At 64.8% G+C, this 24,020-nt stretch carries 20 protein-coding genes and 1 riboswitch; of the genes, 1 reads left to right on the top strand and 19 read right to left on the bottom strand.

Features of this window, described 5'->3' with window-relative positions:
- The first annotated feature begins 48 nt into the window (after positions 1–48).
- Entirely contained in the window at positions 49–774 is a 726-nt protein-coding gene (locus EGJ86_RS03915; protein ID WP_125834134.1) for an ABC transporter substrate-binding protein, read from the top strand.
- Here the strand turns inward: EGJ86_RS03915 and EGJ86_RS03920 are convergent.
- The 19 genes from EGJ86_RS03920 to cbiE all read right to left on the bottom strand — a co-directional run bounded on the left by EGJ86_RS03920 (position 757) and on the right by cbiE (position 23,986).
- Entirely contained in the window at positions 757–1,968 is a 1,212-nt protein-coding gene (locus EGJ86_RS03920; protein WP_125834135.1) for a PepSY domain-containing protein, read from the bottom strand. The two genes, EGJ86_RS03915 and EGJ86_RS03920, sit on opposite strands and share 18 nt — an antisense overlap.
- A gap of 55 nt (positions 1,969–2,023) precedes the next feature.
- Entirely contained in the window at positions 2,024–4,159 is a 2,136-nt protein-coding gene (locus tag EGJ86_RS03925) for a TonB-dependent siderophore receptor (RefSeq protein WP_125834136.1), read from the bottom strand.
- Positions 4,160–4,325: 166 nt separating this feature from the next.
- Complete coding sequence (locus EGJ86_RS03930; protein WP_125834137.1) at positions 4,326–4,841, bottom strand: DUF3617 domain-containing protein; 516 nt, start codon at positions 4,839–4,841, stop codon at positions 4,326–4,328.
- Positions 4,842–4,979: 138 nt separating this feature from the next.
- Positions 4,980–5,387, bottom strand: a complete 408-nt coding sequence (locus tag EGJ86_RS03935; protein ID WP_125834138.1) for a DUF1850 domain-containing protein — start codon at positions 5,385–5,387, stop codon at positions 4,980–4,982.
- Entirely contained in the window at positions 5,384–7,411 is a 2,028-nt protein-coding gene (locus EGJ86_RS03940; protein WP_125834139.1) for a TRAP transporter permease, read from the bottom strand. Before EGJ86_RS03940 ends, EGJ86_RS03935 begins: the two co-directional genes overlap by 4 nt.
- A gap of 133 nt (positions 7,412–7,544) precedes the next feature.
- On the bottom strand, positions 7,545–8,498 hold the full coding sequence (locus tag EGJ86_RS03945; protein ID WP_125834140.1) for a TAXI family TRAP transporter solute-binding subunit: 954 nt from the start codon (positions 8,496–8,498) through the stop codon (positions 7,545–7,547).
- Positions 8,499–9,033: 535 nt separating this feature from the next.
- Positions 9,034–10,374, bottom strand: coding sequence for a sigma-54 dependent transcriptional regulator (locus EGJ86_RS03950; RefSeq protein WP_099525112.1), 1,341 nt, complete (start codon positions 10,372–10,374; stop codon positions 9,034–9,036).
- A 147-nt stretch (positions 10,375–10,521) separates the two neighbouring features.
- The gene (locus EGJ86_RS03955; RefSeq protein ID WP_125834141.1) at positions 10,522–12,279 is read right to left on the bottom strand and encodes an ATP-binding protein; all 1,758 of its coding nucleotides are present in this window, start codon (positions 12,277–12,279) and stop codon (positions 10,522–10,524) included.
- A gap of 40 nt (positions 12,280–12,319) precedes the next feature.
- Positions 12,320–13,504 carry a C17 cyclopropane fatty acid synthase CfaB gene (gene cfaB, locus EGJ86_RS03960; RefSeq protein WP_125834142.1) on the bottom strand — a complete coding sequence of 395 codons (1,185 nt, stop codon included), beginning with the start codon at positions 13,502–13,504 and terminating at the stop codon, positions 12,320–12,322.
- Positions 13,505–13,651: 147 nt separating this feature from the next.
- Positions 13,652–14,446, bottom strand: coding sequence for a DUF2063 domain-containing protein (locus EGJ86_RS03965; RefSeq protein ID WP_125834143.1), 795 nt, complete (start codon positions 14,444–14,446; stop codon positions 13,652–13,654).
- Positions 14,437–15,282: a DUF692 domain-containing protein gene (locus EGJ86_RS03970; protein WP_125834144.1), complete on the bottom strand. Its 846-nt coding sequence runs from the start codon at positions 15,280–15,282 to the stop codon at positions 14,437–14,439. The genes EGJ86_RS03965 and EGJ86_RS03970 overlap by 10 nt, the downstream gene beginning before the upstream one ends.
- 56 nt (positions 15,283–15,338) lie before the next feature.
- Positions 15,339–15,596: a hypothetical protein gene (locus tag EGJ86_RS03975; protein WP_099525107.1), complete on the bottom strand. Its 258-nt coding sequence runs from the start codon at positions 15,594–15,596 to the stop codon at positions 15,339–15,341.
- Between the two features lie 114 nt (positions 15,597–15,710).
- Entirely contained in the window at positions 15,711–16,718 is a 1,008-nt protein-coding gene (locus tag EGJ86_RS03980) for an iron ABC transporter permease (RefSeq protein WP_125834145.1), read from the bottom strand.
- Complete coding sequence (locus EGJ86_RS03985; RefSeq protein WP_125834146.1) at positions 16,715–17,686, bottom strand: ABC transporter substrate-binding protein; 972 nt, start codon at positions 17,684–17,686, stop codon at positions 16,715–16,717. Before EGJ86_RS03985 ends, EGJ86_RS03980 begins: the two co-directional genes overlap by 4 nt.
- Positions 17,686–18,453, bottom strand: coding sequence for an ABC transporter ATP-binding protein (locus EGJ86_RS03990; protein WP_125834147.1), 768 nt, complete (start codon positions 18,451–18,453; stop codon positions 17,686–17,688). The genes EGJ86_RS03985 and EGJ86_RS03990 overlap by 1 nt, the downstream gene beginning before the upstream one ends.
- The gene (locus EGJ86_RS03995) at positions 18,453–20,561 is read right to left on the bottom strand and encodes a TonB-dependent siderophore receptor (RefSeq protein WP_125834148.1); all 2,109 of its coding nucleotides are present in this window, start codon (positions 20,559–20,561) and stop codon (positions 18,453–18,455) included. Before EGJ86_RS03995 ends, EGJ86_RS03990 begins: the two co-directional genes overlap by 1 nt.
- A gap of 333 nt (positions 20,562–20,894) precedes the next feature.
- Positions 20,895–21,089, bottom strand: a riboswitch (cobalamin riboswitch).
- Between the two features lie 118 nt (positions 21,090–21,207).
- Positions 21,208–21,900, bottom strand: coding sequence for a ferredoxin (locus tag EGJ86_RS04000; protein WP_125834149.1), 693 nt, complete (start codon positions 21,898–21,900; stop codon positions 21,208–21,210).
- Positions 21,901–22,067: 167 nt separating this feature from the next.
- Positions 22,068–22,787 (bottom strand): cobalt-precorrin-6A reductase, encoded by a 720-nt coding sequence (locus tag EGJ86_RS04005; protein WP_106734101.1) that lies wholly within the window; start codon positions 22,785–22,787, stop codon positions 22,068–22,070.
- Positions 22,784–23,986 (bottom strand): precorrin-6y C5,15-methyltransferase (decarboxylating) subunit CbiE, encoded by a 1,203-nt coding sequence (gene cbiE, locus EGJ86_RS04010; protein ID WP_125834150.1) that lies wholly within the window; start codon positions 23,984–23,986, stop codon positions 22,784–22,786. The genes EGJ86_RS04005 and cbiE overlap by 4 nt, the downstream gene beginning before the upstream one ends.
- Positions 23,987–24,020: the final 34 nt, after the last annotated feature.

The following is a 24,020-nucleotide window of genomic DNA, read 5'->3' on the forward strand; positions in this document are numbered from 1 at the left end:
TGGTTAGGGTGCCAGCCGCTGTTAGCTGTCAGCGAGACCCTGCCTACCATGACCAAGTGCTTTGCCCTGCTGCTCTGCCTGCTCGCCCTGCCCGTCGCCGCGCAGGAGGACATTCGCGTCGGCGTCGAACTTCAGCCCTATCAACCGTATTCCGACGTGGAGAACGGTGAGTACCGCGGCTACGCCCGCGACCTGCTGGACGCCTTCGCCGCCGAGTATGGCTATCGCTTCGTCTACACGCCGCTGCCGGTCAGACGGCTGCTCGGCGATTTCCTGTCCGGCCGGGTCGACCTCAAGTTCCCCGATCACCCGCAATGGAATGCCGACCAGAAAGCCGGCCGCGACATCCACTACAGCCACCCGGCAGCGCCTTATGTCGACGGCATGCTGGTCAAGCCGCGGTACCTCGGGCAGGGCCAGCAACGCATCGAACTGCTCGGCACACAGAACGGCTTTACGCCCTGGCCCTACCTGGCGGACATTCGCGCCGGAAAAATCCGCCTGATCCAGGCCAACCAGATCGACTCGTTGCTGCGCATGGCCGCCAGTGACCGCGTTGACGCGGTCTACCTCAACCCCAAGGTAGTCGCTCACCAACTCCGGCAAATGCGCATGGCGCCCGACAGCCTGGTGTTCGACCCGGAGCTGCCGCATGTGGAGGATCACTACTACCTGTCGAGCATCAACCACCCCGAGCTGATCAAGGCGTTCAATCGCTTCCTCACGGAGCGAGCCGATCAGGTCGCAGCGCTGCGTTTACGCCACGGCCTGTGAGCCGCCGCGCAGACGCTGTTCGGCGAACACGCGCGAACGACGTTTCCTGGCCCAGATCACCATGCCGGTCACGGACAGGCCAGCAACGGCCAGGCCCAGCAACGACACCAGAATCCGCCCCGGCAATCCGATGATGCGCCCGGAGTGCAGCGGGAACTGCGCCTGCAGGAAGATATCCCCGGCACTACCTGTGCCGGGTACGTGCGCACCGGCCAATTCGCCACTGCGGCTGTCGACGTAGATCCAGGGATTGCCCAACCCGGCATCGCCATGGTCATCGCCCAGCTCGTAGAAGCCGACGCCGTAAACACCGAACTCCGCCGAGTGGAACAACCCGGCGGCAGGCGCCTGCCACCCCAGCCGCCGCGCTTCTGCGTCGGCAATGGCGATGGCCTGGCGGCGGTCGATCTGCGGCACGATCTGCTCATCCAGGGTCACCGGTGTACGACTGGCGAAAGGGCTTGGCGTCAGCGGCGAGAACAGCTCCACCAGCGGACGCACCACCTGGCGTTCGAGATTCATCGATACCGAGGTGACGGCGAGGATCAACAACAGCAGCCAGATCCACACGCCGCCGGAGCGGTGCAGGTCGAAGTTGAGCTTGTAGCCGCCCTGGCGCCAGCGAAAGGCGAACGACTTGCGCCAGCTACGCAGGTTGGGGAACGACAGCCACAGCGCGACCAGGCAATCGAGGCACCAGACGATGGCGACGATGCCGAAGAACAGCACGCCCAGCTCGATGCCGAAGCCATCCGGGATGTGCAGGCTGTAGTGCAACTTGTAGAGAAACGGCAGCAGGTTCTCCCGGCTCAGGGAGATCGCCCCCCACTCGCGCTGCCCCTGGATATCGCCGTTCACCGGGTCGATGCCGAGCTGATTGAAGCCCAGATCAAAGGCCTTGCCGGTGGCCGGATCGATACGCGGGTCGACGAAGATCCCCAGTGCATGGCCAGGCTCCAGCGCCAGCGGCATAAAGCTCACCTGCAAACGTGGGTCGCGTGCTTCCAGGGCATCGACCAGCTGCAGCGGGTCCTGCGCCGGCCCTGCGCTTTGCGCGTCGAACAGGTGCGGGTTGAGCCATTCGTCCAGTTCGTGATCCCAGGAAATGACAGCGCCGGTCAAGCCGGCGGTGAACAGGAACAGGGCGATGAACAGGCCGCACCAGCGGTGCAGCAGTACCAGAATCGGGCGCATCGAAATCTCTCATCGACGACAGGGCCGCCCACACGGGCGGCCCTGGCTGTCAGTATTAGTATTTCCAGGTCAGGGTAGCGCTGACGTTACGTGGGGCACCGTAGTAGGCCTGGGACCAGTACAGGCTGTTCAGGTACTTCTCGTCGGTGAGGTTGTTGAGGTTGGCCGACACGCTCCAGTTCGGGTCGATGTCGTAGCTGGCCATCAGGTCGACCACGGCGTAGGCCTTTTGCTTGGCGTCGGCAGTGCCAATCGAAGTGAAACCGTCATCGGCCGTCAGTGGCACGGCGATCTTGATATCGTCCTGCCAACGCACGGCGGCGCCGACCTTGAGCTTCTCCATACCCGGGATGCGGTAAGTAGCAGCCGTCTTGATCATGTGCTTGGGCGAGTAGGTCACCGCATGCGAGCCATCGGCATTGGTGATATCGACAAAGGTGTAGCCGGCGCTGAGCTGCAGACCCTCCAGCGGTTCGCCGGAGAACTCCAGCTCGTAGCCTTCGCTGGTCAGGCCTTCGATAGCGCGGTAGTAAGCCACCGAACCATTCATGCCGGCCTGCTCGGCGAAGTTGTCCTGCTCGGTACGGAACACAGCCAGGGAAACGTTGACCTTATCGTCGAACAGTTCACCCTTGATACCGGCTTCGTAGTTCACGCCCTCCAGGGGAGCCAGACGCGAGCCACTCACATCGTTCTTGGTTTGCGGGGTGAAGATCTCGGTATAGCTGGCGTAGACCGAGGACTGATCGGTGATGTCGTAAACGATGCCCGCGTAAGGTACGACCTTGCCGCTGTTCTTCGACGACTTGGCCAGGCCATAGTTGGTGCCATCGCTCTTCACGTCGACCACGCGAGCGCCAGTGATCAGGCTCAAATCATCGGTCAGGCTCCAACGTGCTGCACCGTAGACACTCTTCATGCGGTCGGTGAAGTCACTGCCATTGCTGCCGTTGTCGTTGAGGGGCTTCGGATAATTGCCGGTCCACTGCTCCAGCGGCGGCAGCATGGTGCCGGTACTGGAGTCGTACCAGGACAGATCCTCAAGTTCGGAGCGCGACCAGCTGCCACCCAAGGCCGCTTCGTGCTGACGACCGCCCAGATTGAAAGGGCCACTGGCCTGCAGATCGACGATCAGCTGCTTGTTCTTTTCGTTGTATTCGGACGGATAGGAATACAGGCCTGCACCCGTCTGGCGGTTCGGCGTGCCGTAGACATAGAACATCGAGCCATCGCTCTTCTTCTCGACACGGGTGACCACTGTCTTGGCCTGCCAGCCATTGTCGAAGGTGTGCGCCAGCTCGGCAAAGGTGCGATTTTCCTGGTTGTCCCAGTAGGCCCAATCGGTCGCGGTGCTGGTAGAGCGCGAATAGTCGGTCTTGCCACCGTCCTGATAGACCAGCGGCAACGCCCCCCACATCGGCGAGTTGGCGTCGCTGGTCTGCAGGGTGTGGCCGAGGGTGAAGAGAGTACGGTCATCCAGATCGAACTCCAGCACACCATGGAACACGTTCTTCTCACGCGAGTAGCGGTCGAGGTAGGAGTTCTTGTTTTCGTTGGCATACACCACGCGGCCGCGGATGTTGCCGGCATCGGTCAGCGCACCGGATACGTCGGTATCGATACGCCGCTTGTCCCAGGAGCCGGCCGTCAGGTCGACGCGCGCCTGCGGTGCCAGCGTGGGCCGTTTGCGCACGAAATTGACCGTCGCCGAGGGATTGCCGGTGCCGGACATCAGGCCGTTGGCGCCGCGAATCACCTCCACTCGTTCGTACATGGCGGTGTCCAGGTCGCCTTCGACGTTGCCGTAGACGAAGGGTACGGCGATGCCGTCGTACTGGAAGTTGGTAATGTCGAAGCCGCGAGCGGTGTAGTAGGTACGATCGGTTTCAACTTCCTGCACCTGCACGCCCGGCACGGCCTTGAGCGCATCGTTGACGCTGGTGAGCTTGAAATCGCGCAGCTGGGCGCTGCTCAGGGTGGAAATCGACTGCGGCGTCTGCCGCGGGGTCAGGTCGAGCTTGGTCGCAGCACTGCTGGGCGTGGACTTGTAGCTGTCGACCTCGGCCGCTGCACTGTCGCCGACCACGGTCTGGGCATCGAGCTCGAGCTGCTCCTGCTCGCTGGCCACGGCATGGTTGAAACTGCAGGCGGCCGCAATCGCCACGGCCAGGTGGGTTTTTCTGCTGAACAAGGGAGGATCTCCTGATGCGCTGTCGATAACCGCTGGCAGTCCCTTCGCAGCCGAATGCCTCCCTGGCAGACATTTGCCAATCGCAAATGCTAATAATTAGCGACAAAATTCTCGCAGCAGGCTCCCCACCAAGTCAATACGAATAATTTACATCTTCAGCTGTATCTCAGTTGCCTTTGAGAGTGGCGCAATCCGCCCCAATCCAGCGGGCTTGGCTCTCCATGCTGCTCGGCTGGCCCTTGTAGGTGCCGTTGACCTGGGTGGTGAACTCCTTGTCGCTGACGAAGCGGGTTTCCCCCTCGCCTTGCGCATCCGGGCAGGTGAAGCGGAATTTCCACAGGTTGCCGCTGCGTTCGGTGATCTGCTGGTTACAACCAGAGTTAGGGTCCTGCAGGGGAATGTCCTGCGACTTGATCTGCGCTTCGGTCAGGCAGATTTGCACCCCACCGGCACCGAGTTTCACACCGCGCTCGGCCATCATGCCTTCCATCATCTGGCGCTGCGCCGGCGGCAGGTTCTGCATCTGCGCAAGGATCTGATCCATGCCCGGCATAGCCTGACCGCCGACTTGCATGTTGTGCGCGCTGACCTCCCAGACACCGGGCTGCAGCTCTACGGCGCTAGCCAGCACTGGGGCCAGAGCAAAGGTGAGAAACAAGGCGCAACGAGTGTGACGACGCATGGTGGTGCTCCAGTGCAATGGTCTGAAAAAGCTTAGACAGCATAAAGAACAAAACCCCCACAGACTCACACCATGTGGGGGTTCTCTTCTTTTTCAGCCAACGCTTATGGCATCGGGAGCATGGGGCGAATAATCGACCTAACCCGCGTCAACCGAGGGGGAGCTCAGCTCACAGCTCCAGAGTTCCAACGCCGGCTGGCTTGCTTTTGGCGGGCCGAGCCAGTCGCTCATCGGGCGACAACGCTGGTTGAAACACAGTTGGTAATCCCCGGCCTCGGGCGTACGCCCGACTCGCAGGGGTTGCAAAGGCGGTAGCTGACGCTGGTAGTGCCAGCTGCCATTGCGCAGTTCGGCGCCGTCGGGAATTTCCATTCCGGCGCCGGAACCCTTGACCCGCGCCTCATCGAGAACCAGGCCCTCGGCGGTGACGCGGTAATCCTCTTCCCAGCGAATCTTCTCGATGGTGTGCGTCCAGGCCAGGGTGAAGGCGGGCGTGGGCAACTCTGCCCACACCGCGCCGGCCAACCCCAGGCACAGGCCGATCACGCCGTCGCTGCCTCGGCGCGACGGGCGCGCCAGAAGTGCTGAGCGATGAAGATAGCACTGAGGGCAAAGCCGATTTCGTCACTGATCGGGGTAGCGAGAATCAGGCTGGCACCAGCGGCGAAGCCCAGCAGGCGCTCCCACCAGCTCAGTTTGGCCTGCAGGTAACCGGTGAAGATCGCACCGAGCAGACCGATCGCCAGCATCGCCTTGAACACGACGTAGACCGTCGCCAGCAAGCTATCGCCCTGCAGCATCAGCGCTGGCGAGTAGACCGCCATGAACGGCACGACGAAGCCTGCGACAGCGATGCGCACCGCCCAGAAGCTGATCTTCAGACCACGCTCCTTGGCGATCGGCGCTGCGGCGAAGCAGGCCAGCGCTACCGGCGGCGTGAGGTCGGCCATGATGCCGAAGTAGAAGACGAACATGTGCGAGACGATCAGCGGTACACCTAGTTCCAGCAGTGCCGGTGCGGCAATCGAGCTGGTGATGATGTAGTTGGGGATGGTCGGAATGCCCATGCCCAGCACCAGGCAGGTGAGCATGGTCAGCACCAGCGACAGGAACAGGTTGTCCTGGCCGATGGCGAGGATGTAGCCGGCGAAGGTGGACGCCACCCCGGTCAGCGACACCACACCGATGATCACACCGACCAGGGCGCAGGCGATACCAACCGGTACGGCATGACGCGCACCTTCGACCAACGCGTGCAGGCAAAGGGTCAGGGTTTCACGGCCGCCTTTGACGAACCAGCAGATCGCCACCAGCGCGGCGATGACGCCGAACACCACGCCAATACCCAGCTGGAAGAAGCCGGCGCAGAGCACGCCAAGGGCGATCCAGAAGGCGAAGCGCATGGCCTTGGACGAGACCCGCAGGATGATCGCCGAGCCGAGGATGACCATGGCGGTCAGCGCCAGGCCGACGGTACCGGAGAACAGCGGAGTACGGCCGGAGAACAGCAGGTAGATGAGGATGAACAGCGGGATCAGCAGGAACCAGCGTTCACGCACGGCCTTCCACGGGTTCGGGCATTCGTCCTTGGGCAGACCGCGCAGGTTGGCGCGCTTGGCCTCCAGGTGAACCATCCAGAACACCGAACCGAAGTACAGCAGCGCCGGGATCAGCGCGGCCTTGGCCACTTCGAAGAAGGGTACGTTGATGGTCTCGGCCATGATGAAGGCCACCGCGCCCATGATCGGCGGCATGATCTGGCTGCCCATCGACGAGGTCGCCTCGACGCCACCGGCGAAAGCCGGGCGATAACCGAAACGCTTCATCAGCGGAATGGTGAACTGGCCGGTGGTAACTACGTTGGCCACGCCGGAACCGGTGATGGTGCCCATCAGCGCCGAGGACACGACCGACACCTTGGCCGGGCCGCCGACCTTGTGGCCGAACAGACCCATGGCGAAGTCAGTGAACAGCTTGATCATCCCGGCCTGCTCGAGGAAGGCGCCAAACAGGATGAACAGGAAGATGTAGGTGGCCGACACGTAGGTCGGGGTGCCATACAGACCTTCGGTGCCGAACGACAGCTGGTTGACGATCTGGTCGAGGCCATAGCCACGGTGCATCAGGTCGCCCGGCAGGTACTGGCCGAGCATGCCGTAGGCAAGGAACAGCGCGCAGATGATCGGCAGGGCGATACCCATGACGCGGCGCGCAGCTTCGAACACCAGCACGATCAGGGTCAGGCCGATGATCATGTCGCTGGTGGTCAGGTCACCGGAACGCTGAATCAGGTCCGCCTCGAAGTACCACTGGTAGATCGCTGTGGCCATGCCGGCCAGGCCCAGCAGCCAGGCCAACGGTTGCCACGGACGGCCCTTGCCGAGTGCCGGGAAGCTGATGAACACCAGCAGCAGCAGAAAGCCGACGTGCACCGCACGCAGCACCTGGGTCGACACCGGGTGAAACGCTGCGGTGACGATCTGGAAGATGGAAAACAGCAGGGCGACGGCAAAAAGCGCCTTCGGCCAGTCGGACGGGCTGGCAGCCAGGCCGTTGTCTTGTTCACTCATGGAGTGCAAACCTCATGACTACTTCGATACGGAGACAGAGTCGCCAACAAAACCTACCGCCTACAGGCGCCGGTTTTATTCGCGATTCTGTGAAGACCGGACCGCGGCGGGCTCGCCGCGGTCCGAGCCGTCATTACAGCGCGCCGGCTTCCTTGTAGAAGCGCTCGGCACCTGGGTGCAGCGGGATCGGCAGGTTCTTGGCAGCGGTTTCCAGCTTGATGTCCTTGGCCGCAGAGTGAGCGGTGCCCAGACGGCCGAGGTTGTCGAACATCAGCTTGGTCATCTGGTAGGCGACTTCGTCGGAAACGCCTTCATGGCTGACCAGGATGTTGGTGATGGCAACGGTGGGCACGTCAGCGTCCTGACCGTCGTAGGTGCCGGCCGGGATGGTGGCAGCCTCGTAAGCGGCGTTGTCGATCTTCGCGGTCACTTCGGCCGGGATGGCGACGAAGCTGATCTTCATGGTCGAAGCCAGGTCACGAATGGCGGCCATACCCAGACCGGAGGACTGCAGGGTGGCGTCCAGCTGACGGTTCTTGATCAGCTCGACCGACTCGGCGTACGGCAGGAACTCGACCTTGCCCATGTCCTTGTAGGTCAGGCCAGCGGCTTCGAAGATGGCGCGGGCGTTGAGCTCGGTGCCGGACTTCGGTGCGCCGACGGAGATGCGCTTGCCCTTGAGGTCTTCCAGGGTCCTGATGCCGGATTCAGCGTTGGCAACGATCTGGATGTAGTTCGGGTAGGTACCGGCGATGGCACGGATCTTCTTCAGCGGCGCTTTGAAGCCAGCGTCTTCGACGCCGTTCCAGGCATCGGCGACCGAGTCACCGAGGGCGAAGGCCAGCTCACCGCGACCGGCTTCGAGCAGGTTGAGGTTTTCCACCGACGCCTTGGTCGCCTGGACCGAGGTCTTGGAGCCTTCGATGCCGTTGCTGTACAGCTGCGAAAGGGCCACGCCAATCGGGTAGTACACACCGCTGGTACCGCCGGTGAGCACGTTGATGAAGGTCGGGGCAGCGAGCACTGCGGTGCTGGCAGTGATGGCCGCGGCAGCGGCGAACAGGCTGATTTTCTTGGTCAGTCGCATGGAAGTATCTCCGTCGTTGTTATTGGCTATATGCAGAGTTTCACTCTAGACGACGCCACACAGGCGGCGTCGACGGTGCGCGATCAGCAGCGCAGGGTGCAGCGTCGGACAAGAGCCGCGGCGGGCGCGGTAGGAAGGCGGCCCATGCACGGCAGCGAGTGCGGCATGGCGCGAGGGGCATGGCAGTTCATGGGCTGACCTCTTGTCGTTTTTATGGTCGCCGCGTCGGCAAGATGCTGCACGGCTGCAACTGTCATAGCAGATGCCGTGCCAGGGCCTGAAAAGCCCGATTTAGAGAGGTTTAATATAAGGACCGATGGGTCACTGAGCGGTAAACCGCTTACCCTCACGAGGGCATAGGCAGAATTCCGCCTACCAGGGGAGCGAGATACAGTCGGGCGATGAGGTGAGCGCTACTTGCCGGATTGCATCCGGGTGACGGCTGGCCGCCAAACCGTAGGGTGCGCCATGCGCACCGGTTGGCTCGAGATCATGACACCAGGTGCGCACGGCGCACCCTACATGCCCGCGTGCCCTACTCTTCGCCGCCTGGCAGGTATTCACCACGCGCCAGGCCGTGTCGCTGCATTTTCTCGTTGAGGGTACGCCGAGGCAGCTGCAGCATTTCCATCACTGCGGCGATATTGCCCTGGCATTGCAGCAGGGCGTTATGCAGGCACTGCGCCTCGAAGGCCTCCATCTGCTGCGCCAGGGCCTGGCCGGCAAAGCGCTCGGCCGGCGGTGGGCTGGAAAGCCCCAGCGCATGGCGCTCGGCGGCGTTGATCAGCTCACGCACGTTGCCCGGCCAGTCATGCCCGAGCAGCCGCGCCAGTTCGCTCGGCGCCAGCGGCGGCGCTTCGCGACCATGACGCAGCGCCGCCTCGTGGGCGAAATGCTCGAACAGCAGCGGAATGTCCTCACGGCGCTCGCGCAGCGGCGGAATATGCAGGGTGGCGACGTTCAGGCGATACACCAGGTCTTCGCGGAAACGCCCGGCCTTGACCTCGTCGAGCAGGTCCGGCTTGGCCGCGCTGATCACCCGCAGGTCGACCTGAATGCTCTTGTTCGAACCGAGGCGTTCCAGGGTTTTTTCCTGCAGCACGCGCAGCAACTTGACCTGTTGCGCCAGCGGCAGACTCTCCACCTCGTCGAGGAACAGCGTGCCGCCGTCGGCATGCTCGATGCGGCCGATGCGCTTGGCCTGGGCGCCGGTGAAGGCGCCGCTCTCGTGACCGAACAGCTCGCTCTCGAAGATGGTCTCCGGAATCGCCGCACAGTTGAGCGCGGCGAAGGCCTTGCTGGCCCGTGAGCTGAAGTCGTGCAGGCTACGCGCTACACGCTCCTTGCCGCTGCCGGTTTCACCACGAATCAGCACGTTGACCGAGGTACCGGCCAGTTCGAGGATTTGCCGACGCAGGTTTTCCATCGGCCGCGAAATTCCGATCAGCTGGCTTTCGATACGGCCCTTGTCGGCCACCTGCTGGCGTAGCTGGCGGTTCTCACAGACCAACCGACGCTTGTCCAAAGCACGGCGTACGCTGTCGAGCAGACGCTCTGGGGTGAAGGGCTTTTCGATGAAGTCATAGGCGCCCTGGCGCAGTGCCTGCACCGCCATGGGCACGTCGCCATGGCCAGTAACCAGGATCACCGGAAGGTCGCTATCGATCTGCAGCAGCTTGTCGAGCAGTTGCAGCCCGTCACTGCCGGGCATTCGAACATCGCTGACGACAATGCCGGGGAAGTCGCGGTCGACCAGGGCCAGGGCCTCGGTCGCACTGGCGCAGGCGCGTACCTCGAAACCGGACAGTTCCAGCCACTGCTGCACCGCCTCGCGAATCGCCGCTTCATCGTCGACCACTATGACCTGAGCGCTCATGGCACCTCCTCTTGAGAACGGCGGGCAGTGTAGCCCGACGAATGCAATCCGGGGCAACGACCGGTTCGCACGGCGCACACTGGGATCGGGCGCGCAACTCGCAGGGTGTACCGCGCGCCCCGGCCGCAACAGCGCTGTGAATAGTTTCTACGGCGCAACCGGCAGCCTCATGCTGAACACCGCACCCAGCTTGCCGTTGTGCGCCTCCAGCGTGCCGCCGAGATCGCGCACGATACCGTAGGACACCGCCAGCCCGAGCCCCAGCCCCTGCCCCACAGGCTTGGTGGTGAAGAAGGGTTCGAACACCCGCCCGAGGGTCTCCTCGGCGATACCACCGCCGCTGTCTTCGACGCTGAGCAGGCAGCCGTCGCCTTCGCGGGCGATATGCACCAGAAGAATCCGCGGCTCGCTCTCGGCCATGGCATCGAGGGCGTTGTGCAGCAGGTTGAGAATCACCTGCTCGATGCGAATGGCATCGCCGAGCACTTCGGCGTCATCGTCGATTTGCGTGCGCAGTTCGATCTGCTCGTTGCGTATGCGCGGCGCGAGCAGCTGCAAGGCCTGCTCCAGCACGTCACCGAGGCACAGGCGCTCGCTGAGACCAGCCGGCGTCTTGCGGGCGAATGTCTTGAGGTGGCCGGTAAGCGCGGCCATGCGCTGCAGCAGGCCGTCGATGCGCTGCAGACCGTCGCGCACCGCTTCCGGTCGACCACTGTCGAGCAGCAGGCGCAGGCTGCCGAGCTGCATCTGCAGGGCGGTCAGCGGCTGGTTGATCTCGTGCGCCAGGGCCGCCGACATCTGTCCCAACGCGGCCATCTTGGCGGCATGCACCAGGCCGTCCTGGGCCTCGCGCAGCTCGGCGGTGCGCAGCGCTACCTCGCGCTCCAGGCGCTCGCGGATGCCGGCCTGCAAGCGCTGGTTCTTGCGCCGCTGGAAGAGGAACAGCAACAGAAAGGCTAAGGTCATCCACACCCCGGCAGCGGCCAGGCGGTAGCCACGCACACTGTCGGCCAGGCCGATCGGCTCGCTGAGCAGGTGCAAGGTCCAACCTTCTTCGGGCATGTACAGGCGCTGCCAGAGGTAATCGCGATTGCCGTCGGGGCCGTCGACCCGCGCCCAATCCGCATCCTTGTCGATTTGCCGATGTACCTCATGGGCGAGCGGCTGCAACGCCTGCTCGGCGTAGCGACGCACCTCAACGAGCTCGGCACGCGCCTGTTCGTCGAGTGGTTGCAGGGCGCGAAAGCGCCAGATCGGCTTGTTGCTGAGGATCACCACCTGATAGCTGTCGGCGACCATCAGCACGCCCGGCTGGCCGACCCATTCGCGCTGCAGGTCTTCCAGCTCAAGCTTGACCACCAGCACGCCGAGCAGCTCGCCCTTGTCATCGCGCACCACATGAGAAAGGAAGTAGCCGGGAATACCGGTGGTCACCCCCACCGCGAAGTAGCGCGCACCGCCATCACGCACGGCGTTCTGGAAGTACGGGCGGAAGGCATAGTTGTTGCCGACGAAGCTGCTCCAGTCGCGCCAGTTGCTGGCCACCAGGGTTTCGCCCTGGGCATCGAGCAAGTACAGGACGGTGGAACCAGCGGCGGCGTTGAGGCGCTCCAGGCGCTGGTTCAGGGCCAGCCGTAACTGGCGATCATGTGGCGCGCGCAGCAGGCTGCGGATGTCACTGTCCAGCGCCAGCACCTCGGGCACCGAGCTGAAACGTTCGACCAGGGTGCGAATGGATTGGGCATAAAGCTGCAACTGCCCGCGCGCCTCGACGCTGCGCTCGTCCCAGGCCCGATGCTCGGCATAACGACCGCCCAGCCACAGGCTCACCAGCAAGCCGGCGGCAATCGCCAGAACGGTGAGCAGAACGCGGTAGCGATAGCGGGGGCGCTGCGGCAAGGGCATGGGCGGCTCGCGGAATCAAGACGAGCCGCATGTTACCCCATCATGAATAAAGGTCGGCGCGCGTCCACGGCAGATCGTGGCTGCCGTCGTCGCGTGACTTCACCGCCAGGATCTGATGCAGGTTCATCCAGCCATGCTGGAAGCCGTAAGCGCAGCCGGCCAGGTATAGGCGCCAGATACGCAGAGACTTTTCCGGTACCCACTGCGCGGCGCTCTGCAGCTGCCGCTCCAGGCCTTGGCTCCACAGGTGCAGCGTGCGCGCATAGTGCAGACGCAGACTCTCCACGTCGACGATCTCCAGCCCCGCCTCGCTGAGCGCCTTGCTGATGGTCACCAGGTGCGGCAGCTCGCCCTGCGGGAACACGTAGCGATCGATGAACTCACCCGCACCACGGCCGACCGGACGACCATCGGTAAAACGCGAGGTGATGCCATGGTTCATCACCAGACCGCCGGGCCGGACCGCACCGAACAGGCGCTGGGCGTACAGCGGCAGATTGGCGTGACCAACGTGCTCGAACATGCCGACGCTGACCACCTTGGCGAAACGGCCGTCCTGCGGCAGGTCGCGGTAGTCGAGCAGCTCCAGGGTCACCCGCTCGCCCAGCCCCTCCTCGGCCACGCGCTGACGCGCCAGCTCCAACTGCGCCTGGCTAAGGGTGATGCCATAGACCTCGGCGCCGAACTCGCGCGCGGCGAAACGCGCCAGCCCGCCCCAGCCACAACCGACGTCGAGCAGCCTGTCGCCCGGCTGCAGGCGCAACTTGCGGCACAGATGGCGCAGCTTGGCCTGCTGGGCTTGGTCGAGATCTTCCTGGCCGGTTTCGAAGTAGGCGCAGGAATAGACCATATCGCGATCCAGCCACAGGCGGTAGAAGTCGTTGGACAGGTCGTAGTGGTAGCTGATGGCTTCGGCATCGCTGTGCTTGTCGTGGCGGGTGACGAGCTCCACCGCGGCGGATTCATCACCGAGCAGCGCCAAACTCAGCGCATCGCCGACCTCGATGGCGTCTTCGATGGAGCCTTCCAGCTCCACCCGGCCTTCGACGTAGGCGGCGCCCAGGGCATCCAGGCTGGGATGCGCCAGTTGCGTGACCAGGCTGGGATCTTTCACCACCAGCGTCACCCGGGGTTTCGGCCCCAGGTCGAACTGTTTGCCGTCCCAGAGTTTCAGGCGCAGCGGTAGCTGGAGATCACGAAGTGCGGTAGGCAATTGCGCAAACATGATTGTCCCTCCCGGCCAGGCGTGTTTTGCAGGGGCCTGATGCAGATGACCTGGCCCCTCTCACCGGGTTCGATTGCGGCGACTAACGGCGTGCGTGGCACGGACACGCCTGAATCCACGGCCAGATTGCACAGCCGATGACAGCCGTCAGGACTGGGCGCTATCGACCCGCTGCAGCAGGCCGTCAGTCAGCCACTGGCGCAACCAGCCTACCGCCTGAGCTGGCGCCTGTTCACCGAGATGCGCCAGCTCGCCGCACAGTTCGGCGAAGCTCCAGCCGTGCACGGTCATGCCCTGCAATGCCGCCGCTTCATCGGCCGCCAGACTGCGATAGCGGGTAATCAGCTGATCGCGCCAGATCACGCAGGTCTCAACCTCCTCCAGCGGCTGACTGCCAGGGAAATCGCCCTGCTCCTTGCACGCGCGCCAGAGTGCCAGGCTGTTTTGCCGACAAACCAGCCACTGCACGCTCGGCAGCAGGCGGACCTGCAGTGTCGGCCAGTCTTCGGCCGGCAGTTCGGCCATTTGCATCAGACTCAGGGGCAGGCCATCAGGCGCATCGAAGGCCAGGGTAAAGGCCCATTCCAGCCGCGCCAGTTCGCTGAGCGGCGCAGCCTGGGCCGGTACCAGATAGCCGTCGATAAAGTCAGCCAGCTGCGCACCGAGCCAGCGCAAGCTGAAATGCTGCGAGGGGTGCGCATCGAGATAGGCCAGCGCCAGTGCATCGAACTCCTCATCACCGAGCCAGCCGTGCACCGCCGGATAATCACCCCGTAACGCTTCCAGCAGACGCGCGCGGTAGGCGTTGTGGTAAATCGCCAGGCCCTGTTCAGCACTTAGCGCCGCGCTGCTTAGCAGACTGGACTGCAACACCGGATTGGGCCGTGCATCGCGGCTGAGCAAATAGGCCTGCACCTGCGCCTGCCATTCACTCAGGCGCATTGCGGCGTGCCTTGTAGCGCCTGGGCGGCAAATCGACGCGCAGTGTTCAACTCGTCGAGCAGCACATCCAGGTCGGGAAAATGATCGTCGCGCTCCAGCAGCGTGGACACCGGCCCGAGGTGCTGCAGGGTGCGTTGATAAAGCTGCCAGACCGGATCACTGACCGGCTGATCATGGGTGTCGATCAGGTAGCTGCCGTAATCGCTGTGGCCGGCCAGATGCAGCTGACGGATACGCTGCTTGGGCAGGCTGCTGATGAAGGTCCAGGCATCGAAGCCGTGGTTGCGCGCGCTGACGTAGACATTGTTGACGTCCAGCAACAGCTCGCAGCCGCTCAGTTCGCTGAGCGCGGCGAGAAACTGCCATTCGCTGAACTGATCATCGGCGCAGCGCAAATAGCTGGAGACGTTTTCCAGCACCAGCGGCCGTTCGATCACGTCCTGCACCTGGCGCACCCGTGCGGCCACATGCTGCAGGCTTTCCTCGGTGTAAGGCAGCGGCAGCAGGTCATGCAACTGGTGGGCATTGCCCTGGCTCCAGCACAGATGATCAGAGATCCATGCCGGTTGCACGCGCGTGGCGAGGTGCTTGAGCTGGCGCAGGTAGTCACGGTCCAACTCGTGCGGGCCGCCAATCGACAGCGACACGCCATGCATCACCAGCGGGTATTGCTCGCCGATGGCATCGAGAAAGTAGAGAGCCTTGCCGCCCGCCACCAGGTAATTTTCCGAGACGATCTCGAACCAGTCGATGGCCGGCTGCTGCTCGAGAATGGCTTGGTAGTAGGTGCTGCGCAGGCCCAGGCCGAAACCCAGATTGCCGCGTTGAGCATTCATCGCTGGCTCCTTGCAGGGTGATGCGGGGCAACCGCACGGCGGCCGCCCCGGCTCACTTACTCGCCGACAGTACCTTTGGCGGCATTGCACTCAGCGAGGGTCATCGACTTGAAGCCGTGACCTTTGCAGGCACCCTGGCCTTTGCAGCTGTTTTCGGCGGTTTTGCAGTCATTCTGGCCTTTGCAGGACGTGACGCCGTAACAATGTACTTTGGCTTCCTCAGCCACTGCTACGGTGCTGGAGAAAGCAGCGAACATGCTGGCAGCAGCGAAGGCGATGGCAGCACCAGTAGCAGCGGTGGATTTCATGGTCATGTGCGTATCCTCGGATGATCTGGGTTAGCCGGGCTAAGGTGTTTTGCGTGCCGGCATTGAACTAGAGCAACGAGGCGAACCAGCGTTACAGCAGGATTGAAAAATTTCAGCGCCTCAGCGCCGACGCAGTAGCGCGACGAAGAACACCCCGCCGATGGCGGCAGTGACGATGCCGATGGGGAGGTCCTGCGGCGCCAGCCAGGTGCGCGCGGCGACATCGACCCAGACTAGGAACAGCGCCCCCAGCAGCGCCGCCACCGGCAACACGCGACGATGCTCGGCACCGACCAGAAAGCGCGCCACGTGCGGCAGCATCAGGCCGACGAAACCGATGGCGCCAGACAGCGACACCAGCACGCCGGTAAGCAACGACGCCACCACGAACACCAAAAGGCGCACGCGGCGCGGTTCCAGACCAAGACTCACCGCGCTCTGCTCGCCAGCCATCCGCGCGTTTAGCGCGCGGCCCAGGCCGAGCAGCACGGCCAACGCCAACGCCAGGCACAGCGCCGGCAGCCAGAGCAGCTCCCAGCGCGCCAGACCGCGGCCGCCGAGCATCCAGAACAGCACCGAGCTGGCCGCGTGTGGGTTGCCCAGGTACAGCAGCAGGTTGCTCGCCGCCATCATCACGAACGACACCGCCACTCCGGCCAACAGCAGGCGATCACTCTCCAGCCGCCCACTGCGACTGGCGATGGCCAGCACCAGCAGCATGCTCGCCAGCGCACCGGCGAAGGCTGCCAGCGGCAGGCTAAGCAGGCCGGCGAACTCGCCCAGGTAGAGCACCACCACCACCGCACCGAAGGCCGCGCCGGAGCTGACGCCGAGCAGGTGCGGATCGGCCAGCGGGTTGCGCGTCACCGCCTGCAGCGCCGTCCCCACCAGCGCCAGCCCGGCGCCCACCAGCGCGCCAAGCAGCACCCGCGGCGCGCGCAGTTGCCAGACGATACTGTCCTGGCCAAGGCTCACCGCTGCCTCGGGCACGATGCCGAACAGGTGCTGGCCGAGGATCGCCAGCACCCGCTCGAGCGGCACCTGCGCCGCGCCGAAACCCAACGAGACCGCGCAGGACAGCGCCAGCAGTACGCTCAAACCGAGCAACAACAGACGAAATCGACTCACCGGGCGAAGACCTCGGGATGCAGCGCCGTCGCCAGGGTCTCGATGGCCGTCGCGTTCTCCAGGCTCGGCGTGACGGCCAGGTAGGACAGCACCACGAAGCGTCGTTCGCGGATCGCCGTCACGCCTTGCAAGGCAGGATGCTGCAGGAGGAAATCACGCTTCTGCGCCGCCGTGCGCTCGCCGTAATCGACGATCAGGATCAGTTCCGGGTCCTGCTCGACCACCGACTCCCAGCCGACCTTCATCCAGTTGGCCGCCACCCCATCCATCACGTTGCGCCCGCCGGCCGCCTCGATCAGCGGCTGTGGCATGCCCAGGCGTCCGGCGCTGAAGGGCACGTCCTCGCCACTGTCATAGACGAACACCCGCGGCCGTGTGGGCTGCTGGCCCAGGCGCGCACCGACAGCCGCCACGCGCGCCTGCATGGCGTGCACCAGCGCATCGGCACGCGCCTCGACAGCGAAGATACGGCCGAGGTTGCGCAGGTCGTTGTAAACGTCGTCGAGGCTGGCGACGCGGCCAGGCGTGACGTGCGCGCAGGACTCGCTGAGTTCGTACACCGGAATGCCGAAGCGCTCCAGGCTGGCCGGGGTGACCTCGCCGCCAATGCGCATGCCGTAGTTCCAGCCGGCGAAAAAGAAGTCAGCGCCAGCATCGAGCAGGTTCTCCAACGAGGGGTAACGCGAGGCCAGTTCGGGCAGATCATCAAGATCGGCTTGCAGTTCTGGCGTCGGCGTCTTCCAGCCGCTGACGCCGCTATAGCCGACCATGCGTTCTTTCAGGCCCAGGGCCAGGAGCATGGCGGTCAGGGTGATGTCGTGGCTGACCGCCCGCTGTGGCGGCTGCTCGATGGTTACCTGACGGTCGCAGCTGGTGACGGTGACGGCCCAGGCGGGGCTGGTCAGCAGCAGCGCCGAGAGCACAAACATAGGTAGGAGCGGTTTCAGCCGCGATTTGAACACACTCATCAAACAATCCAGGTAATACGCGGGTAACCCGCCAGTGGATGGGTATCGACCAACGCCTGCACGCCGAACACCTGCTGCAACAGCTCGGCGCTCAGCACCTCGGCGGGCGTGCCGGCGGCCACCAGACGGCCCTGGTCGAGCACGCACAGGCGGTCGCAGAAGGCCGCTGCCAGGTTCAGATCATGGAAGCTGGCCAGGGTCGCCAGGCCCAGCGCCTTGATCTGCCGCAGCAGCTCCAGCTGGTAGCGTGGGTCGAGGTGGTTGGTCGGCTCGTCGAGGATCAACAGTTGCGGCTGCTGCACCAGAGCGCGAGCCAGCAACGCGCGTTGCTTCTCGCCACCGGACAGTCGCGCGAACGGCTGTTGCGCCAGGCCGCCGAGGCCAACGCGTGCCAGCGCCTCGTCGACCAGACGGCGATCCTCGGCATCGTCGCCATCGAACAGGCCCTTGTGCGGCGTGCGGCCCATGGCCGCCACCTCCTCCACACGCAGGCCGAAGTCCTGGGGAAACTCCTGCAGCACCACCGCCACCCGCTGCGCACTCCAGCGCGGCGAGCGCTGCCACAGCGCCTCGCCGTCCAGTTCGACGCTACCCGCACTGGGCCGCTGGAAGCGGTAGGCGCAGCGCAGCAGGCTGGTCTTGCCGCTGCCATTGGGGCCGATCAGGCCGAGCAACTCGCCGTCGCCAACCTCCAGGTCGATGCCGTCGAGCAGCGGCCGCTGGCCGTCGGGCGACCAGGCCAACTCGCGGATGCGCAGGCGCGGCATCAGAAGCTGTAGTCCACAGTGACGAACAACGAACGCGGCGCACCCAGGTACCACTGCTCGCCAGCACTGCCGGCGGTAGTGGCGTACTGGCGGTCGAACAGGTTGTTCAGCTCCACGCCCAGGCGCACGTCGGGCAGCGCCTGCCAGGCGATAGTGGCGTCGACCAGGGTGTAGCCGGGCACCTCGATCTGATTGGCCGTATCGGCGTAGCGCGCATCGACATAACGCGCGCCCATGCCGACATCCACGCTGCTGCCGAGCGCCTTGTTCAGCCACAGATTGGCGGTGCGCCGCGGCACGTTGCTCGGGCGATTGCCGCTGCGGTCACCGCCACCTTCGACGAAATCGTCGTACTCGGCGCGCACGAATGCGGTATTGGCCGATACCTGCCAGCCGTTGCCCAGGGCCAGCTCCAGCGTGGCTTCCAGGCCATCGGAGGACTGCTGGCCGATCTGCTCGGTGGGCGAGGTCGGCGTGGCGCGGCTGAGCAGCTTCTTCTTGACGATATGGTAGGCGGCCAGCGTCCACTCGCCCTGCCCGCCCCAGAACATCTGCTTGAGGCCGATCTCGCTCTGCCTGGCTTCGCTGAGGTCGAACTGCTGCTGAGTCGGGTTGAGGGTCAGCAGGTTGTTCACCCCCTCGGTGCTGGTGGCGTACTGGCCATACAGCGACAGCTCGGGGGTCAGGGCGAAAACCAGCCCGGCGCGCCAATTGTCGCCACTCAGGCTGCGGTCGGCGCTGCTGCCATCGATCAGGTTGTCGCGCTGCAGATGCACCTGATCGCGGCGCACCCCGGTGACCAGCGACAGGCGCTCGGTCAGTTGGGTACGGTTCTCGGCGAACAGCGAGAACTGCCGCGCCAGGTTGCGCTCGCGCGGGCCGTAGCCGAGCGGGTCGGTGCTCTGGTACTGACCGCCGCCGGAGCCGTTCAGCGGCACGCTGTCGCTGAAGCTGCTGGCGAAATCGTGCTGGCGGGCGAAGTGGATGCGGTTGTAATCCACACCGACCACCGTGCGGCTATCGAGGCCGAACAGGGTGTGGTCCAGGGTGAAGGTCTGGCGGTCGCCGACCTGTTCCTGAGTGTGCTTGATCTCATAGAACTCGCCGCGCTCGACCCTATCGCCCGGCTGCCAGCGATAGGCCTCGGCATTGCGCCAGTAGCGCTGGGTTTTGATGTAGTAGAGCTGGTTGCTGGCACTGAGCACGTCGCTGATGCGCCAGTCGGTCACCAGGCGGGTGATCTGGTCGTTGTAGCGAATGTCGGCATTGGCGACGTTGTAGTTACGTTCGCGGATGCTCTCGCGGTACTTGCCGGCCACCAGCGGCGTACCCAGATAGCGCTCGGGGCTCTGGTCACCGTGGTCGTGGGACAGGGTGAAGCTCAGGTCGTCACTGGCATCCCAGCGCAACGCAGCGCTCAGCGCCAGGCTCTCGGAATCACCGCGGTCGACCCAGCCATTGCTGGCCTGCTGATTGAGATTGAAGCGGTAGCTCAGGGCCTCGCTCAGCGAGCCGCCGCTGTCCAGCGCGGCCTGGCGGCGGTCATCGCTGCCATAGCCGAGGCGCATGTGGTTGCGGATGTCACCCGCGAAGGGCTTCTTCGGCACCACATTGATCACCGCGCCGGTTGCACCTTCGCCATAGAGCACCGACGCCGGGCCGCGCAGCACGTCGATGCGCTCCACCGACCAGGTGTCCACCGGGAATGTCACGGTGCCCGCACCGATGTACTGACGCGTGCCGTCGTACAGCTGCATGGTCGAGGCGTGGCCGCTAAAGCCACGCGCCGACAGCGCCGTGCCACCGTTGCCCGGCGTGCCGATGGTGCTGATGCCCGGTGTGCGGGTCACCGCATCCTGCACGCTGCGGTTGTTGCGCTCGCGCACTTCGGCACCGCTCAGGCTGCTGGTGCTCGCCGGGGTTTGCAGGGCCGACAGGTCGAGGCGCGAGCCAGCCGTGGTCGCCGTATGCAGGCGGGTCTCGCCCTCCTGCGCGGCTTGCGCCTGGACGGTGACAGCGGGGAGATCGACAGCGGACTCGTCGGCTAGGGCGGTACCGCCAGCCAAGACCACCAATGGCAGAGAGCAGACGCGAAAGAGGTGTTGCACGTGAACAATTCCGGGGCGTTGAAGAAGCTCGTCGAGTCGCTTCGAGGCGTTGGAATCGGGGCTTGCAACGGCCAGTGACGACCGCGGATGACTCTGGCCTGAAGCGATAATGTTATTGTTATAACATAACAATATCTTGTTTTGCAGGTAGCTGAAACCGAGCCCCGGCCCTTCCTTCAGGCATGACGAAAAGAGGTTCTTGTAGCGGAAATGGCGCGCCATATTGCTTCCATCGCAAAGAGAAAAGGCACGGCAATCCGATGGAAAATGCGCAACAGCAGACAGGGGCACGGGGCGCCCTACTGGAGTCAACGCCCGCCCACCGCGGGTTGCCAGACACAAACGACTCCAGGCCGGTCTCCGGGCTTGCGAGGGTCATGAACGCATCGCCTTCCCATGCGCGTGGCGCACAGTGGCGTATCGATGCGGTCGCTCGCTTACCGTTGCGGGGGCAGCGTCGGACTTGAACCGACTTCCCGTTTCACCTCACGCGCGGCGGCGTGAGACACCTGAAGCGGGGCGGATATGACCACCCGTCTCCGCTCAAGTCAAGGCGCGGGACATGTTGTGGGAGGCGCTTTAACGGCGATTGCTCTTCTGTAGGAGCGGCTGGCCGGCATTGCGCTTCAGCCGCGAAAGGTGGGCGTTAAGCCTGCTCGTCGATACGCAATTCCGGCAACGCCCTACCCGCCACCAGGCGCTCGTCGACCAGACGAATCACCGCCGCCTCGTCCTTGATGCCGTACCACTCGCCCTGTGGATAAAGGCTCGCGGTCGGCCCCAGGTCACAGGGAAACTGGCACTGGCTGCGGGTGATATGCACGCCGCCCTCGCACTCCAGCTTGCCGGCGGCCTTGAGCCGCTGGCGCAAGGTTTTCCACAGGCCCAGCGCGCCCTTGCGCGTGCAGCGCGTGCCGTTGCACAGCAGCAGGCGCTGCGCATGCGGCGGAATCTGCGACCAGGCGTGGTGCTCCGGAACGGGCGGTACGTCGCTGCAGGGGAGATGCGCTTCGTGATGCGCCAGCAGCGCGCCCAGTCCATCGAGCCAGCTGTCTTCCAGCGCCGTGCAGACCACAAACACTGCGGCTCCGTCGCCCCGTTCGGCGATGCACTCGCGCAGCCAGTCGCGGTGCGCGGCATCGGCGCGCGGCTCCAGATCGACCACCAGCAGCGGACGTGGCGCCTCATCGATGGCCAGCCAGAAACCATCCTGCTCCGTGTCGTGCAGGTGCGCTTCACCGAGCAGCATTTCGATGCGCTGCCGCAGACGCTCGGCCGAGGCTCCACGACCCAGGCCGAGGCCGATGAACAGAACGCGGGCGTAGGGAGTTTGGCTCATGACAGTCTCCAGAACGGTCCGGCAGTCTAGCAGCGTGCGTAGGGTGGACGTCGCTTTTCACGTCCACCAAAGCGGTGGATCGATAAAGCGCGATGCAACCGCCGCGACGATCGCAAGCGTAGGGCGGGTGCAACCCGCCAGACCGGCGTTGGCGGGTTTCACCCGCCCTACAGGGACAGCGCCTCGTAGAGAGCGTCCAACTCCGCGAACTCCCGCGTTACCGCCGGCAACTGCGGCCGACGTAATAGCAACACCGGCAATCCAAGCTCACGGGCGACTTGCAACTTCGGTTCGGTGGACGCGCTGCCGCTGTTCTTGCTCACCAGCACGTCGCAACACAGGCGGGCGAACAGGGCGCGTTCCTCGTCCAGCGAGAACGGCCCGCGCGCACCGATAATCTCGGCGCGCGGCGGCGCCGGCTCGGCCTGCAGGCAGCGCACCGTCCAGTGCTGGTGTTCAGGGATTTCATGCAGATGCGCCAGCGGCTCACGCCCGGAGGTGAAGAACGGCCGTTCGAATGGCGCCAATGCGCGGATCAGCTCATCCCAACCGTCCACTTCGCGCCAGTCGTCATCCGCGCCGGCCTGCCAGCCAGGGCGACGCAATGCCCAGCACGGCACGTCTGCGATTTCTGCGGCGCGGGCCGCGTTGTGGCTGATCTGCACCGCATAGGGGTGGGTCAGGTCCAGCAGCAGTTCAATGCCTTCGTCGGCGATAAAGGCTGCCAGGCCCTCGGCACCGCCGAAGCCGCCGACGCGCACGCGGCAGGCCAGGTCGTCCGGCACCCGACCAAGACCGGCCAGGCTGTACACCGTCTCCGGACCCAGCCGACGCGCCAGACGCAGCGCTTCGGTAGTGCCGCCAAGCAGCAGGAGTCGCGCGCTCACGGCTTGCGCACAGTCAGCAGGGTGATCGGCAGCGCCGCACGCCAAGTGTCGAAGCCGCCCAACGGCTGCGCCTGGGCCACGGTCAGACGCAGCAGCTCACCGCCGTGCTGCTCACGGAAGGCGACCAGCGCCGCCTCACTCTGAATGGTCACGGCATTGGCCAGCAGACGCCCGCCCGGCTTGAGCGCGGCCCAGCAATCATCGAGCACGCCTGGCACGGTGACGCCGCCGCCGATGAAGATCGCATCCGGTGCCGGCAGTCCATCCAGTGCTTCGGGCGCATGTCCAGCGACCAGTTGCAGACCGGGCACGCCGAGGGCATCACGGTTGTGGCGGATATGATCCTGACGCCCTTCGTTGGCCTCGATGGCAATGGCCAGGCAGGTCGGATGGGCGCGCATCCATTCGATGCCGATGGAGCCGCAACCGGCGCCGACATCCCACAGCAACTCGCCAGGCAGCGGCGCCAGCCGAGCCAGGGTGACGGCGCGCACGTCGCGCTTGGTCAGTTGCCCGTCGTGGCGGTAGGTCTCGTCCGGCAGGCCGCAGGTCGGTGGCAGCAGTTGCGCGCCGGTGTCGGCCAGGCACTCTACGGCCAGCAGATTGAGATCGGCACCGCGTGGCAGGTTCCAGCTCGCGGCCAGGCCCTCGATGCGGCGCTCGTCAGGCCCGCCAAGGTGCTCCAGCAGGGTCAGGCGGCTGGCGCCGAAACCACGTGCGCACAAGGCTTCGGCGACCTGCGCAGGGGTGTCACCATCAGCGCTCAATACGAGCAGGCGCGTACCGGGATAGAAACGGGCATTGAGCGTGGCCAGCGGCCGGCCGACCAAGGAGACCACCTCAGCCTCCTGCAACGGCCAGCCCAGGCGCGCCGCCGCCAGCGACACCGAGGACGGCGCCGGCAATACCTGCAACTCGTCGGCCGACACCTGGCGCGCCAGACTGGCACCGACGCCGTAGAACATCGGATCACCGCTGGCCAGCACGCACACCGCCTCGCCGCGTCGGGCCAGCAACGGCTGCAGATCGAACGGGCTCGGCCAGACTTCCCGTTCGCCACTGATGCACGGCGGCAGCAAGGCCAGCTGGCGCGGCGCACCGACGATGCGCGTGGCCGCCAGCAAGGCGCGACGCGCGGCCTTGCCCAGGCCGGGATAGCCGTCTTCGCCGATGCCGACCAGGGTCAACCAGGGTTTCATCCAATGTCCTCGCACAGGCCCGACGGACCGCCTG

Origin of the sequence: Pseudomonas sp. o96-267, from assembly GCF_003935465.1 — a bacterium.
Lineage (GTDB): Bacteria > Pseudomonadota > Gammaproteobacteria > Pseudomonadales > Pseudomonadaceae > Aquipseudomonas > Aquipseudomonas sediminis.

Excerpts from the sequence above, each read along its gene's own strand:
- EGJ86_RS03915 (WP_125834134.1), top strand. The coding sequence starts at position 49 with ATGACCAAGTGCTTTGCCCTGCTGCTCTGCCTGCTCGCCCTGCCCGTC.
- EGJ86_RS03920 (WP_125834135.1), bottom strand. The coding sequence starts at position 1,968 with ATGCGCCCGATTCTGGTACTGCTGCACCGCTGGTGCGGCCTGTTCATC.
- EGJ86_RS03930 (WP_125834137.1), bottom strand. The coding sequence starts at position 4,841 with ATGCGTCGTCACACTCGTTGCGCCTTGTTTCTCACCTTTGCTCTGGCC.
- EGJ86_RS03940 (WP_125834139.1), bottom strand. The coding sequence starts at position 7,411 with ATGAGTGAACAAGACAACGGCCTGGCTGCCAGCCCGTCCGACTGGCCG.
- EGJ86_RS03945 (WP_125834140.1), bottom strand. The coding sequence starts at position 8,498 with ATGCGACTGACCAAGAAAATCAGCCTGTTCGCCGCTGCCGCGGCCATC.
- EGJ86_RS03950 (WP_099525112.1), bottom strand. The coding sequence starts at position 10,374 with ATGAGCGCTCAGGTCATAGTGGTCGACGATGAAGCGGCGATTCGCGAG.
- EGJ86_RS03955 (WP_125834141.1), bottom strand. The coding sequence starts at position 12,279 with ATGCCCTTGCCGCAGCGCCCCCGCTATCGCTACCGCGTTCTGCTCACC.
- cfaB (WP_125834142.1), bottom strand. The coding sequence starts at position 13,504 with ATGTTTGCGCAATTGCCTACCGCACTTCGTGATCTCCAGCTACCGCTG.
- EGJ86_RS03965 (WP_125834143.1), bottom strand. The coding sequence starts at position 14,446 with ATGCGCCTGAGTGAATGGCAGGCGCAGGTGCAGGCCTATTTGCTCAGC.
- EGJ86_RS03970 (WP_125834144.1), bottom strand. The coding sequence starts at position 15,282 with ATGAATGCTCAACGCGGCAATCTGGGTTTCGGCCTGGGCCTGCGCAGC.
- EGJ86_RS03975 (WP_099525107.1), bottom strand. The coding sequence starts at position 15,596 with ATGACCATGAAATCCACCGCTGCTACTGGTGCTGCCATCGCCTTCGCT.
- EGJ86_RS03985 (WP_125834146.1), bottom strand. The coding sequence starts at position 17,686 with ATGAGTGTGTTCAAATCGCGGCTGAAACCGCTCCTACCTATGTTTGTG.
- EGJ86_RS03990 (WP_125834147.1), bottom strand. The coding sequence starts at position 18,453 with ATGCCGCGCCTGCGCATCCGCGAGTTGGCCTGGTCGCCCGACGGCCAG.
- EGJ86_RS04000 (WP_125834149.1), bottom strand. The coding sequence starts at position 21,900 with ATGAGCCAAACTCCCTACGCCCGCGTTCTGTTCATCGGCCTCGGCCTG.
- cbiE (WP_125834150.1), bottom strand. The coding sequence starts at position 23,986 with ATGAAACCCTGGTTGACCCTGGTCGGCATCGGCGAAGACGGCTATCCC.